The sequence below is a fragment of the Bacteroides sp. K03 genome, assembly GCF_019734355.1.
GTDB lineage: Bacteria > Bacteroidota > Bacteroidia > Bacteroidales > Bacteroidaceae > Bacteroides > Bacteroides nordii.
The window spans coordinates 30,222-44,065 of the sequence record NZ_JAASHC010000032.1; the positions used below are offsets into that span (position 1 = coordinate 30,222).

Genomic DNA, 13,844 nt, shown 5'->3' on the forward strand with positions numbered 1-13,844 from the left:
AAACATCCCAATTGTATATTTTTATCGCAGTTTTATGAACACAAAGTTTGAAAAATTGTAAGAACCCAAATTGATACTCTCCTACGCCAAAGGAGAAATTAGCCTCTTTTACGATGATGAATCCCATGTTTAGACCGAAGGTTACATGTCTTTTATAAATGAGAAGATGTATATACCATCAGAAAGAGTTAAAAGACTCAGTATCTTCGAAATTATTGATCGTAACAACCACTTTTAGTTTTTGGTACAAGTATGTTTTCTGTTGTTTTCTAATAATAAACATGGTTTTTCAGCTTAGGCTATTCTTCGCTTAATAGAATTCGGTTCAGATGAATAAGTTCAAGATTCCAGCTATGTGAACCTCATTGTTTTATGTGGTCTATTGGTGTAAATATTAACCTCCATTGTTGGCGCTGTTAGATCTATTTGGCACTGACACTAATAAGTGAAATATTAGTCACTTTATTGGCAGGTAGGGAGTCAGTTTGGGAAAAGATTTCGAGATGTGTGTTATTGAGTATATCAGGCAGTCTTTCAGAAACTCCTTGTTTTATGTTATAGTATTGGATAATTTCATTCTCTTAACTATCCTAATATTGGTTAGGGGTGGCCGAAAGACAAAATTTTCTCTGGTAAACAAATTTTCTTAGTCATATGTGTTTTCTTCCTGCATTGTTTTTTTTATATACATTTTTCTTTGTGAAAATTATAAAGGGGATAGACGTCGCATAGTGTATCTTGTAGTCAATCTCAATATTTCTCTAATCCTAAAATGTCCCTGTGCCTTTTATGCTAATGTACCACGTTCGTTTGCTCAGATATAGAACAATTTGTTGTACTGATGGATTACCTCAATTCTCTCTGAAATATGAGGCGATATCTATTTGTGAACGATTGATACTTATTTAATCGAGTAAGTTTGTTGGTTACTGTTTTACGTGTGACAATAGGAGGATGAGTGAAAATTTATATATGGTAAGGTGATTGGTAAGTTGTTGCATGTTAAGATTTTGTCTTTGTTTAAAGAAAATGGACTGTGGAATTAAGGGATAACATAAAAACTATATTTTTTATTACGTATGAAAATTTTTAAGAAGAAAATTATACTAAAATATCATTTTTGTCGTTTTCTTAATTTAGAATACATCAAAATGTTGAATACTAAAATTAAAAGCATAATGAATATAAAAACAATAGCAACTATTTGCTTAATTATTCTATTTACTTCGTGTAGAACGAGTGATCGAATAGCCTATTTTCAAGATATTAATAGCTATCAATCTTCTGGGAGTTTAACTGATCAAGCAGAAAAATATGAATCCAAAATTTGTTTAGATGATCAATTAACAATTCTCGTTTCTAGTATAGATCCTAATGCAGTAGCTGTGTTTAATCTTCCATTGACTAGTTATCAATCTGTGGGTGAGACTAATGTAGCTACTACTGCTGTATTGCAAACCTATTTAGTGGATAATAAAGGTTATATTGACTTTCCAGTTTTAGGAAAAATAAAAGTAGCAGGATTAACATGTAATGAATTATCTGAAGATTTGGAGAGGAAAATTTCAGCTTATGCAAAATCACCATTAGTAACAGTTAGAATTCAGAATTTTAGAATTTCGGTACTAGGTGAAGTAAACTCTCCTGGAACGATCTTTTTTTCAAACGAGCGGGTAACAATATTAGATGCAATAGGTAGAGCGTCTGATCTAACTATATATGGAGAACGTACTAATGTGTTAGTAATTCGTGATAATAATGGAAAAAAAGAGTATCAGCGATTGGATTTAACCTCGTCTGAACTCTTTTCTTCTCCTTATTATTATTTGCAACAAAATGATGTAGTATATGTGGAACCTAACAAGGCTCGTAAAGGAAATGCAAATTATAGTCAAAGTTCTCAGTTTAATATTTCTGTATTCTCCACTATAGTTGGTACTGTCTCTGTAATTGCGTCACTAGTAATTGCTTTACTTGTAAAATAACCTTCCAAATCTTAACTGTTATGAATTCTACAAAAAAAACGGAATTAATCAATCTTATAAAATTATATATAAGAAATTGGAAATTATTTATTCTTTCATTTCTTATTTGTATCGGTTTTTCTGCTCTATACATATTTATAAAAAAACCGGTTTTCAAAGTATCTGCTAATATATTAGTTAAGGAAGACTCCAAGGGAGGAATGGGGGGAATGGCTGCCTCAATGATGCGTGGTCTTTCTTTTGGAAATATGCTTGGAGTAGGAGGCGGTGCTGTAGATGATGAATTAGAAATTGTGAAATCATATTCAATTCTTTATAATGCCGTTAAAGATTTGGGATTAAATATAGTCTATAATAAAAAAGGATTAATTCAAAAAGAACAATATTATAAGAATTCTCCTGTATGCTTACAAAGCGATATTGTTAACATGGCTGATACTTTCTTATACTATACTAAGTTCGAAGTGAAAATAGATAAAAATGAGCAAGTAAAAGTAAAAGCTATCTACAAAAGAAAAAAAATAGGTGAGACAACATCTACTTTTCCTGTAAAAATACCAACTACATTTGGAGATTTCACATTAGATAAAACTCCATTTTTTAAAAGTGGAAAGAATCTGTCCATGGAAATTATGTTTTCGGGATATGGTGGAGTTACAGAAGGATTAATGCGTGAGGTCTCTATTGTTGCAGCTAGCAAAAAATCGAATGTCATAAATTTAGCGATAGAAGATATATTAACCAACCGGGGAAAAGATATTCTTAACTCGATTATAAAATATTATAATAAATATGGTATTGATGAAAAAAATGCAGAAACGAATCGAGCTGTTGAATTCCTACAGAAACGTATAGATTTGATGGAATCAGATTTAAAGTCTATAGAAAGAGCTGTTGAAAAATATAAAACAGATCATCAGCTAACGGATATTGGAACTGAAGCAAAAATTATTCTTGAAAAAAGTAGTGATTTTAAGGAAAAGTTAATAGGTGCAGAAACACAATATTCAGTAATAGCGATGATTGAAGATTTTCTCAAAGCTCCAGAAAATAGATATGCGGTAGTGCCTATGAGCTTAGGTATAGAGGAGAAATCGGCAGTAGAATCTTTGCTAAAATATAATGAATTGCTCTTAGAACGATTAAAGTTATTGCGTTCAACTAATCCCGGTAACCCTGTAATTGAATCGATGAATGAACAAGTTGATGTAACGCGTCAAAGTGTATTGATTACTATACAAAGTATAAAAAGGGGAATAGAATATGCTCGAGATGATTTGAGAACGCAGGAACAGATTTTCATGAAACGTATAAAAGGAATGCCCCTGCAAGAACGTGAATATATAGAGATTAAGCGACAGCAGGAGATAAAGCAAGCTCTATTTGTATACTTGTTGCAACAACAAGAAGAGAATGCCTTAAAATTGGCTGTATCAAATCCTAAAGCGCAAATTATTGATAATGCATTTGCATATAATAAACCTGTTGCCCCCCAAAAGCTATTAATAGCTATTGCGGCGATATTTTTTACAGTTTTGTTGCCTGTCTTATTCCTTTATTTTAGAAAAATGTTCGCAAATAAATTTAATACAGTTTCAGAACTACAATCAATATCTGATTTAAGAATTACAAATACAATACATTCGGCAAACAAACAAATACTGTTTGAAGAAAATGATTCATCATCAGTAGTGGAAGAAGATATTAGGTATCTTCGTTCTAATATGTATAAGATGTTTAATAATTCTATAAGCCAAAAAACATTATTGATTAGTTCTATGCAAAGAAAAGAAGGTAAAACCTTTATCGCTCTCAATTTAGCTATTTCAATGGCAAAGACTAACCATAAAGTACTATTTGTAGATGCAGATTTGCGCAATTCTGAACTATCTAGTTTATTAGGAATTAAGAATACTGAAGGGTTATATCAGGTATTAAACAATAATATTTCAATAGAGAAAGTGATTCAAAACTCATTGTTAGATAAGAATTTATATATATTGCCAACTGGAACTGTAAAAAATAACCCATCAGAGAGCTTATTAAGTGCCAATTTTAAAGCTCTTTGTGATAAACTGAAAGAGCAATATGATTTTATTATTTTTGATTCTACTGCGTTAACTTGTTATTCAGACGCTATGCCTATTATTGAATTAGTTGACGGAGTCATTTTTGTTGCTCGGGTGGCATGTACCGAAAATAGTTCGATAAATTACATAGAATCTCTTATTGAAGACATGAATATGAAGCAAGTTATGTGCATTATAAATGACGTAGAAGAATAAATAATTATTCATTGTGGAAAAATATATTCGATATTTTAGGAAAACTATTTTGGGGGGAAATAAACGTTCCGCGCAAATTAAAAAGAATATATTTTTCTCACTCTTAATTAGAATTGGAAGTATTTTATGTTCATTCATACTCGTTCCTCTTACAATAGACTTCGTTAACGCTGTTCAATATGGAATATGGTTAACAATAAGTTCCATTATTGCTTGGATGAGTTTTTTTGATATTGGTTTTACTAATGGATTGCGTAATAAGCTTGCGGAGGCATTTGCTATCTCTAATTTTAGTATAGCTAAAATTTATGTAAGTACTACCTATTTCATACTTATGGGTATATTTACTTTCGTATTTGTCATATTCTTATTTTTTGTGCTTAATTTTGATATTACAGTTTTATTGAGAATAGATATTGCATATGAAAGTGATCTAAAATTAGCATTAATAGTACTTATTGCTTATTTTTGTATCTCTTTTGTAATAAAGATACTTAGCGTAATACTTATTTCAGACCAACGACCTGCGCGTTCTTCTTATATTGAATTTGTTAGCCAAGTTTTAATTTTAATATCTATATATATATTTAAAAATAGCATAGAAGGCTCGTTGTTTATTCTGTCATTAGGTTTATGCCTTCCTCCTTTATGTGTATGGACAGTATATTCTATCATTTATTTTACTCATGATTATAAGTTCTGCCGTCCTTCTATAAAAAGCATTAATTTTAATTGTGCGGGAAAGCTATTGGGACTTGGTGTAAAATTCTTCATTATACAAGTTGCTGCTATTGTTCAATTTCAAACAGCAAATATACTTATTGCTCGTCTATTTTCGATGGAAAGTGTTACAGAATATAACATTGCATATAAATATTTTAATGTCTTGAATATGGGATTCGTGATTGTTTTGCAACCTTTTTGGTCTGCAGTAACAAATGCTTATGCTCAAAATGACATGCAATGGATAAAGAATGGAGTATCGAAATATTTCAAAGTTGGGCTATTCGTTTTATTGATTGGAGTTTTAATGTTTATTTGCTCTGGCTGGATTTACAAAATATGGATAGGAAATGTTGTTGCTGTTTCTTCAACCCTCTCTTTTTGGATGTTCATTTATTTTGCTACAAGTATATTTGGATCTATTTTTGTCTTTTTTGTCAATGGTATCGGGGCCTTGAAAATACAATGTTTATCAAGTCTTATATCTCCAGTCATATTTGTTACCTTAGTCATTCTTTTCTGTAATGTATTTAATATGGGAATGTATGCGATACTTATTGCATCTATAATAGCTAATTTTAATGGTTTAATTTTAGCACCTTTGCAATATTATAAAGTAATTATTAAACAAAAACAAGGTATATGGATAAAGTAATTATAAAAGAAAAAACATCTGATACCCTTTCTATACTTTGGTTAGGATTAATAATTTATACAATCGGAATATTATCTGAAGATTATTTTCAATTGTATAATATTTTTGTTTTTAAACTGCTAATCATATCAGGTATATTAATGGTTGTATTTACTCTGCTCAGATTCATGTCCTTTAGTAATGCTAATCGCAAGAAAGAGATATGGGGGCTCTTTTTAATAATTCTACTTTGGAATGGAATCATGTTTATTCGTTCTGATGTGAGTGAAATTACACAAAAATCAAATTATCTGCTTCCTTATCCGATATTGCCTTATTTCGCGATTTTTCTTATGATGCTTCCCTTGAAGAATTTGTTGCGGAGTTTTATTGGCGTTACTTATATGGTAAATGTATTATTTCTATTTATTTTTTTCATTCCTATAATAGAGTATAATAACGGTTTCAGGCAATTCTATTTGGAAACATTTGCCATAGGTGCCGGTTTCATATACATTACTAACAAATATCATTCATCTCAAAAATGTTTTATTGCTTTGTTAGTATTATTCTTGGCATTTCTTGTTGCGACATTGACTGCTCGGCGAAATTTAATGCTCACATTTGGACTATATATGTTAATAGGTAGTATAAATATTGTAATTAATGGAAAAATTAAATCTATTGAAAGTAAATTAATTGCTATCCTTGTAAGTTTTATACTATTAATAGGTGCTATTTCTTTTTATATACAAGAAAGTTCTGGAACTTTTTCTAATATTACTAAACGTGCAAAAGAAGATACTCGTGAAGATGTTTTTCTTGCTTTTGCTATTGATATGGCTAACCCTAAGGATTTGATTTTAGGGCGTGGGGTATTTGGTCAATATTATTGTCCAGGAGTTGATAAAGATGAAAATGATGAATATAACGACTATAGAAATGATATAGAGTGCGGCTATCTGCAAATCATTCTAAAGGGAGGTCTTATATATTTAATTCTATATTTATTGATATTCATCATAGCCATATATAAGGGATTAAAATCATCGAATCAATTATCTAAAGGTTGTGCGTATATATTGATAATACAATTAATTGATTTAGCTCCATTCGGATTACATGCGTTCAACACCAAAACATTTATGATATGGCTTGCTGTCGCTATTTGCCTCGATCTAAATATTAGTAAAATGAAAGATAGTGAAATATTTGATATGTTATTTAAAAAGAAAAAGACTTTGCTGCCATGGGAAAAGAGATGAAAGTCGTCTGGTTAGTTAATATTGCATTTCCAGAAATTTGTCGTGAATTAGGATTACCAGAACCTGTGATTGGGGGATGGCTCTATTCTTATAAAAATGCATTGAAAGAATTCTATCCTCAATTAAAATTATACATTATATCGCCTTATGAAGGAATAGAGGTAAAATGTATTAAATATGATAAATACGTATATTACATGATACCTTCAGCAGTTAGTCAAAATGATATGGACAAGATACTCTTTGATATAAACAATGAAATCAATCCAGATGTTGTACATATTCATGGTTCAGAGTTTTATCATTCGCTTTCTTATATTAATACTTGTGGATCTAATAATGCTTTACTTTCTATTCAGGGACTGATAAGTGTCTATGCATTATATTATTATGGAGGTATAGAAAGCAAGGTTATAGACAAATACACGACTTTAAGAGATGTTTTAAAAAGAGATACATTAAAACATCAACGTGAAAAATTTCACCAAAAAGGTACCTATGAAATTGCATTAATCAAAAAAATGAAAAACATAGTAGGGCGTACCTTATGGGACTATTCTAATTGTTGGGCTATAAACCCAGATATTCGCTATTTCAAATGTGAGGAAGCATTACGTGATTCTTTTTATACTAATAAATGGGATATAAGCAAATGTAGAAAACATTCGATATTTCTTAGTCAAGTATATTATCCAATAAAAGGATTACACAAGTTTTTAGAAGCGCTACCTGTCATATTGAAGCAATATCCGGATGCGCAAGTTTATGTTGCCGGTGATGACCTTACTTCAAAACCTGCATACAAACAATCTACCTATTGGAATTATCTTAATTCTATAATTGATAAATCATGTGTACGTAGCCATCTCCATTTCTTAGGTACATTATCAGAAAAGGAAATGGTAAGGCAATATCTGTCTGCTCATGTCTTTGTGTGTCCATCTATCATAGAAAACAGTTCTAATTCGGTATGTGAAGCACAATTAATAGGAACACCAGTTGTTGCTTCATATGTAGGGGGTATGATGGATTTAATTGAAGATCAAAAGAGTGGCTTATTATATCGTTTTGAAGAAGCAGCTATGTTGGCCTATAAAATATGTTCGATATTTGAGTCTGATAATTTGGCATATAAATTATCTGTTACTGAAAGAGAAGTAGCCATGAAAAGACACGATAGAAAAGCTATTGCCGATTCTCTCTATAACATATACACTCAGATTAATAACTGATTTTAATATGAGAAATAAAATAAAGAAATTTATAGATGATCCAAAAGCTTATATATTCCTTAATATCTCAGGGATACGCTCTACTATTTATATAAATATATGCTCAATATATACCTCTATATTAGCATGGCTTAAAGGAGTAAATCTGAAGGGGAAAATAGAATGTTATGGAATACCGTATCTAATGCGCTATCCTAGTTCTCAGATTATTATAGGAAAAGATGTAAAAATTAACTCATCATTTAAGTCCAATAACATTGGAATGTTATCTCGTTCACGGATAACAACTAATACCAAAAGAGCTATAATCGAAATAAATAGTCATGTAGGAATGTCAGCAATTACTATATCAGCTTTCAATAAAATAACAATTGGTTCAGATACTTTAATTGGTGGTAATGTATTGATTACCGATTCTGACTGGCATTCAATTACACCTATATATCGTTTTAGTGATGAAAAACATGTAAAAACAGCTCCAGTGTCTATTGGGAAAAATGTATTTATTGGAACGCGTACTATTATATTGAAAGGTAGTGTTATTGGAGATAATTCCGTAATTGGAGCAGGAAGTGTAGTTTGTGGAACGATCCCTCCTAATGTGATAGCAGGTGGTAATCCTTGTGTGGTAATAAAAAAAATATAGTTATGATTTTAAGTATAATAACAGTTAATCGTAATAATGCTAGTGGTCTAAAAAAAACGATAGAAAGTGTTATTTCTCAAAATAGATATTTATATGAATTTATTATTATTGACGGTGCGTCTGTTGATGAAAGCCTTGAAATAATAAACCAATATAAACAATATATTGATTTTTATATATCAGAACCAGATGACGGTATTTATAATGCAATGAATAAAGGAATAGACCACGCTCGAGGTGAATACATTATATTTATGAATTCAGGTGATGAATTTGTTGCTCATGATACTCTTAGTAAAATAAAAGAATATGAAATGGATACTGATTTTATATTTGGTGGCATATTAAGAACTAACCAAGGAAAACAAATATCGGCAGAAATGCCTGATAAAAATGTTACTCTTTACACTTTACTCTACCGTACGATCTGTCACCAATCTACTTTAATTCGTACTTCTACAATAAAAGAACTAGGTGGATATGATGAAGCACTTAAAATTACAGCAGATGTATGTTTTCTTATAAAAGCAACTATTAAATATGGTAAGACAAACAAAACTATTCCATTATATATATCTAAATACGATGTGACAGGAATAAGCGCAGGGAAAAATAGCCTTAAAATAATCAAACAGGAGAAATTTAATTATTTTAGACATTGTTTTCCTCATTTATATAGTGATTATATGAAAATGCATAATATTATTCGACTATCACCGACCAATATATTGAGATATATAAGACTTAAAGTTCGCGCTCTATTTAGAGCCTTATCTTGACTTAAGGCATTTGAGGTACCATAGTAACTGTTAAATGTCTTGCTTCTATTCAAAAGAATGCATATATAGTTTTGGGTGAGCATGTCTACAGCTTGTACTTCTGTGGTTATTTTCACTTTATTTCTTCCATTCCCTGTAATACGACTGAATTAATTCATTTTGTGTATCGGTGAAAAAGGAGTTGAACTCATCTTAATGATGATGACTGAATAGCAGTCGGATTACTGGAAAGACGCTTGATTTGTTGCTGGAGAAAGGGGGATAGAGGGCAGAAAGAATCAGAAGATATTCAATTTCTAATTCAGGGAATTCCAAATATTTAGGAAAGTCGTTATTGAAAGGAAAAGAAAATGATTTTTAAATGTGTAGGGAATAAACTCCGAAATAGGACATTTGAAAAGTGGTTATTGTTTAGAACGTAACTTCTACATGAAGATACATGGAGACGCCTCAATACCATGTTTATAGCGGCGTTATTTAACTTCAAAAAAAGCGAAAAGAAATTGTTTATCAATGATTTTATGAAAATATTCTGTCACAATATCGTTCTATGTAACGATTTATTTTTGTGATAGATATTAAATTGAATCCGGAAAAATGAAGATTATGGGAAATTGAGAAATTGTCGTAATAAAAAATGCCTTTTTCTGGCATATCTTCAATAAAACTGTTAATTTTGCACTCATGATTGAGTTGTCACAGCATATAGAAGTATTATTATTGGAGAATGATTGTGTAATTGTTCCCGGATTAGGAGGTTTTGTTGCTCATTATACGCCTGCGATACAAGTAGAAGAGAACATGTTCCTTCCCCCTACCCGTACCATTGGTTTTAATCCGCAATTAAAGCTGAATGATGGGTTGTTGGTACAATCTTATATGGCTGTATATGATACGAACTTCTCGGATGCCTCCAAGATAGTCGAGGATGAGGTTTCAGAGTTGATCATTATGCTGTATAAAGAAGGTAAGGTTGATTTGGATAATGTTGGAGAAATCAGGTATACGATCCATGATACTTATGAGTTCATTCCTTATGATAATAAAATTACTACACCTTATTTATATGGGCTTGATTCTTTCGAAATGAAGGAACTGACCGTTTTACATCAGGAAAAAGAAAGGGTATTGGTTCCTGTTATTCAGGAAAGAAAGAAATCATATGAGATCAAGATCAATCGTGGGATGGTGCGTAGTGCGGTGGCTATAGTGGCTGCGGTAGTACTATTCTTCTTCCTTTCCACTCCGGTTGAAAATACTTATGTAGAAAAAGATAATTACGCTCAATTGTTGCCGATTGATCTGTTTGAAAAAATAGAGGGAAAATCTATTGCGATGACTCCTGTTGTGATGAATAAGGATGTGAAGCAGTCGGTAAAGGCAGTGTCCGGTACTTCTAAAAAAACGGGGAAAAAGGTAACAAAACCTGTTGCGGTACGAGAGGTGAAAGTAGCTCAGCCTGTTACAGAAGAGGTACATAAAACGTCTGCTGCTGTACAATCAAATGAGTCTCAATCGATTCCGTCATTTGAAGCTGTTGTAAAATCAAAACAGACAGAAGGTAATTTTCATATAATTGTTGCCGGAGGCATTGGTGTAAAAGATGCAGAGGTAATGGCAGAACGATTGAAAGCTGAAGGATTTACAGGAGCGAAAGTTTTAAATAATGATGGTAAGATCCGTGTAAGTATAATGTCGTGTACAACTCGTGAAGAGGGTACAAAACAGCTTTTGAAGTTAAGAGAGAATGACACCTATAAAACCGCTTGGTTGCTGGTTAAGTAATACAAATCCCCCTATATCCTTTAAGATATGAAACGAGTTCGTTGTCCTAAGTGTGAGAATTATCTTTCTTTTGATGAAACTAAGTATACAGAAGGGCAATCTCTGGTATTTGTTTGTGAACACTGCGGTAAGCAGTTTAGTATTCGTTTGGGAAAGAGTAAAGTGAGAGAGACTCAAAAAGAAGAAATACTTGATGAAGAAGCTCATAAAAATGAATTTGGGTGTATTGTTGTTATTGAGAACGTATTTGGTTTCAAACAAGTAATACCTTTACAGGAAGGGGATAATGTTATTGGGCGCCGTTGTGTGGGCACGATGATAAACACTCCTATCGAGACTGGTGATATGAGTATGGATCGTCGGCATTGTATTATTAATGTGAAACGAAATAAGCAAGGGGAACTGGTTTATACACTTCGGGATGCTCCCAGTCTGACAGGTACTTTTCTAATGAATGAAATTTTAAATGATAAAGACCGTATCCGGATAGAAAATGGTGCTATCATAACGATTGGTGCTACTACTTTTATACTTCGGACTGCGGAATCAGAATAAATGCGTTTTATGACAAGTTAATTTCATTTGAGAAGCGAATTATATGCTAAATCGCCGATAATATTAACAGATAAGAAATAATACTATTTTCCTGATATAAAAGTACGTATTCTTACATGTCAAAAGTACGTACTTTAGGGATATAAAATAACGTATTTAATACACTGTTAAATACGTTATTTTGTTTTGGAGTAAAAGTATGCTCGAACAAACTCATCTTCAGTTTGTTCTTTGAGCATATAAAAATTCACTAAACCCTAACGAAAATGAAAGAGAAAAACAGAACATGGATTATTATAGCCATTATTATAGCTGTATTATTGTTGGGCTATTGGGTTTTATCATCTCCCAGAGTGGAGAAAGATGTAAACCAACAGTCAAAAGAGGTTATTGAAGATCTTACTATTGACTAATTCTTTGTATGACTAAAAATAGAAAAGAGCGACCTTCACAAAATGAAAGTCGCTCTTTCCTGTTTATTTTGATCTCTTATTTAGAGAATACTTTTCACAGTTTCCAGCATACCTTTTTCCTGGATAGAATCAAGGTTGGCTTTTACCGCTTCGGCCAGTCCTGGGATATTATTCAGATTTTCACCCCAAATAAACTCAGCGCCAAGTACACCTTCTGTTACTTTCTGAGTACAACCGGTTGCCCACAGTTCTTTCAACAGATTCATGATTTCCGGAGCGTCGTTTGGTATAATTTCGGCGCCATCAGCACGAACACCACCTTTATAATAGGTAATGATAGCAGCCAAACCTAATACTAAACCTTTTGGCAATTCTCCTTTGCGCTCTAAATAAGTTTTCAATCCCGGCAGGTCACGAGTCTGATATTTCGGGAATGAATTCAGCATGATACTTGTTACGGCATGGTCTACAAATGGATTATTGAAGCGCTCCAATACATCGTGAGCAAATTTCTCAAGTTCGTCTTTTGGTAAGTTAAGTGTCTCCATTAACTCATCAAACATTACTTTGTGGATATATTTACCAACAACCTCGTGCTCACAGGCTTCACGCACAATATTTACTCCCGACAGATAGGCTACCGGAGAAAGGACAGTGTGCGGACCATTCAATAAAGTTACTTTACGTTCGTGATACGGAGCCTCAGATGGAACGAATAATACATTCAGGCCGGCTTTGTCAGCAGGGAACTCTTTCGCAATCTCTTGTGGTGCTTCAATGACCCAAAGATGGAATATTTCGGCCTGAACAACCAGATTATCATCGTATTGTAGTTTTTCCTTGATGGCAGCAATGTCTTTACGGGGGAATCCGGGTACAATGCGGTCTACCAATGTAGCATATACGCCGCAGGCTTCTTCAAACCATGTTTTGAATTCTTCACCCAGGTTCCATAATTCAATGTATTGATAGATTGTTTCTTTTAGTTTGTGGCCATTAAGAAAGATAAGTTCGCATGGGAAAATGATTAATCCTTTACTCTTATCTCCATTGAATGTTTTGAAACGATGATATAACAATTGAGTCAGCTTGCCCGGATAAGAAGTTGCAGGTGCATCATCCAGTTTACAAGACGGATCGAAAGCGATACCGGCTTCAGTAGTATTGGAAATAACAAAGCGCATCTCCGGTTGTTCCGCCAACTTCATGAACTCTGCATTTTGTGTATAGGGGTTCAATGCACGGCTGATAACGTCAATCATCGTGAGACTATTAACAGCTTCGCCTTTATCCAGTCCCTGGAGGTTTACATGATAGAGATCATCCTGCGCATTCAGCATGTCCACCATACCTTTGTCGATAGGTTGAACAACGACTACGCTACTATTGAAATCGGCTTTCTCGTTCATATTATAGATTATCCAATCTACAAATGCACGTAAAAAGTTTCCTTCACCAAATTGGATGATACGCTCCGGGCGTTGTACTTTAAGAGCTGTCTCTTTGTTTAATGCTTTCATGTTAATCAAAATTATAAAATTA

The 13,844-nt window shown here is 32.5% G+C and carries 11 protein-coding genes; 10 read left to right on the forward strand and 1 reads right to left on the reverse strand.

Going from position 1 to position 13,844, the window contains the following annotated elements; genetic code table 11:
* The first annotated feature begins 1,178 nt into the window (after positions 1–1,178).
* The 10 genes from HCG69_RS17150 (at position 1,179) to HCG69_RS17195 (ending at position 12,302) form a co-directional block, all read left to right on the forward strand.
* Positions 1,179–1,985 (forward strand): polysaccharide biosynthesis/export family protein, encoded by an 807-nt coding sequence (locus tag HCG69_RS17150; RefSeq protein ID WP_221651048.1) that lies wholly within the window; start codon positions 1,179–1,181, stop codon positions 1,983–1,985.
* A 20-nt stretch (positions 1,986–2,005) separates the two neighbouring features.
* Complete coding sequence (locus tag HCG69_RS17155) at positions 2,006–4,270, forward strand: tyrosine-protein kinase family protein (RefSeq protein ID WP_221651049.1); 2,265 nt, start codon at positions 2,006–2,008, stop codon at positions 4,268–4,270.
* A 13-nt stretch (positions 4,271–4,283) separates the two neighbouring features.
* Positions 4,284–5,648, forward strand: coding sequence for a lipopolysaccharide biosynthesis protein (locus tag HCG69_RS17160; protein ID WP_221651050.1), 1,365 nt, complete (start codon positions 4,284–4,286; stop codon positions 5,646–5,648).
* Positions 5,636–6,892 carry a hypothetical protein gene (locus HCG69_RS17165; protein WP_221651051.1) on the forward strand — a complete coding sequence of 419 codons (1,257 nt, stop codon included), beginning with the start codon at positions 5,636–5,638 and terminating at the stop codon, positions 6,890–6,892. Before HCG69_RS17160 ends, HCG69_RS17165 begins: the two co-directional genes overlap by 13 nt.
* Positions 6,877–8,124 (forward strand): glycosyltransferase family 4 protein, encoded by a 1,248-nt coding sequence (locus HCG69_RS17170; protein ID WP_221651052.1) that lies wholly within the window; start codon positions 6,877–6,879, stop codon positions 8,122–8,124. The genes HCG69_RS17165 and HCG69_RS17170 overlap by 16 nt, the downstream gene beginning before the upstream one ends.
* 7 nt (positions 8,125–8,131) lie before the next feature.
* Positions 8,132–8,770, forward strand: coding sequence for an acyltransferase (locus HCG69_RS20820; protein WP_291585397.1), 639 nt, complete (start codon positions 8,132–8,134; stop codon positions 8,768–8,770).
* A gap of 2 nt (positions 8,771–8,772) precedes the next feature.
* A complete protein-coding gene (locus tag HCG69_RS17180; protein ID WP_221651053.1) occupies positions 8,773–9,549 on the forward strand; it encodes a glycosyltransferase family 2 protein in 777 nt (258 codons plus the stop codon).
* Positions 9,550–10,233: 684 nt separating this feature from the next.
* Positions 10,234–11,334 (forward strand): SPOR domain-containing protein, encoded by a 1,101-nt coding sequence (locus HCG69_RS17185; protein ID WP_221651054.1) that lies wholly within the window; start codon positions 10,234–10,236, stop codon positions 11,332–11,334.
* Positions 11,335–11,361: 27 nt separating this feature from the next.
* Positions 11,362–11,889 (forward strand): FHA domain-containing protein, encoded by a 528-nt coding sequence (locus tag HCG69_RS17190; RefSeq protein WP_195348515.1) that lies wholly within the window; start codon positions 11,362–11,364, stop codon positions 11,887–11,889.
* A 266-nt stretch (positions 11,890–12,155) separates the two neighbouring features.
* A complete protein-coding gene (locus HCG69_RS17195) occupies positions 12,156–12,302 on the forward strand; it encodes a hypothetical protein (RefSeq protein WP_005931831.1) in 147 nt (48 codons plus the stop codon).
* 80 nt (positions 12,303–12,382) lie between these two features.
* Here HCG69_RS17195 and HCG69_RS17200 read toward each other — a convergent pair whose 3' ends face one another.
* Complete coding sequence (locus HCG69_RS17200; RefSeq protein WP_221651055.1) at positions 12,383–13,822, reverse strand: tagaturonate reductase; 1,440 nt, start codon at positions 13,820–13,822, stop codon at positions 12,383–12,385.
* Positions 13,823–13,844: the final 22 nt, after the last annotated feature.

What these genes read in the sequence shown, in the direction of transcription:
- HCG69_RS17150 (WP_221651048.1), top strand. Translation starts at nt 1,179, where the DNA reads ATGAATATAAAAACAATAGCAACTATTTGCTTAATTATTCTATTTACT.
- HCG69_RS17155 (WP_221651049.1), top strand. Translation starts at nt 2,006, where the DNA reads ATGAATTCTACAAAAAAAACGGAATTAATCAATCTTATAAAATTATAT.
- HCG69_RS17165 (WP_221651051.1), top strand. Translation starts at nt 5,636, where the DNA reads ATGGATAAAGTAATTATAAAAGAAAAAACATCTGATACCCTTTCTATA.
- HCG69_RS17170 (WP_221651052.1), top strand. Translation starts at nt 6,877, where the DNA reads ATGGGAAAAGAGATGAAAGTCGTCTGGTTAGTTAATATTGCATTTCCA.
- HCG69_RS20820 (WP_291585397.1), top strand. Translation starts at nt 8,132, where the DNA reads ATGAGAAATAAAATAAAGAAATTTATAGATGATCCAAAAGCTTATATA.
- HCG69_RS17180 (WP_221651053.1), top strand. Translation starts at nt 8,773, where the DNA reads ATGATTTTAAGTATAATAACAGTTAATCGTAATAATGCTAGTGGTCTA.
- HCG69_RS17185 (WP_221651054.1), top strand. Translation starts at nt 10,234, where the DNA reads ATGATTGAGTTGTCACAGCATATAGAAGTATTATTATTGGAGAATGAT.
- HCG69_RS17190 (WP_195348515.1), top strand. Translation starts at nt 11,362, where the DNA reads ATGAAACGAGTTCGTTGTCCTAAGTGTGAGAATTATCTTTCTTTTGAT.
- HCG69_RS17195 (WP_005931831.1), top strand. Translation starts at nt 12,156, where the DNA reads ATGAAAGAGAAAAACAGAACATGGATTATTATAGCCATTATTATAGCT.
- HCG69_RS17200 (WP_221651055.1), bottom strand. Translation starts at nt 13,822, where the DNA reads ATGAAAGCATTAAACAAAGAGACAGCTCTTAAAGTACAACGCCCGGAG.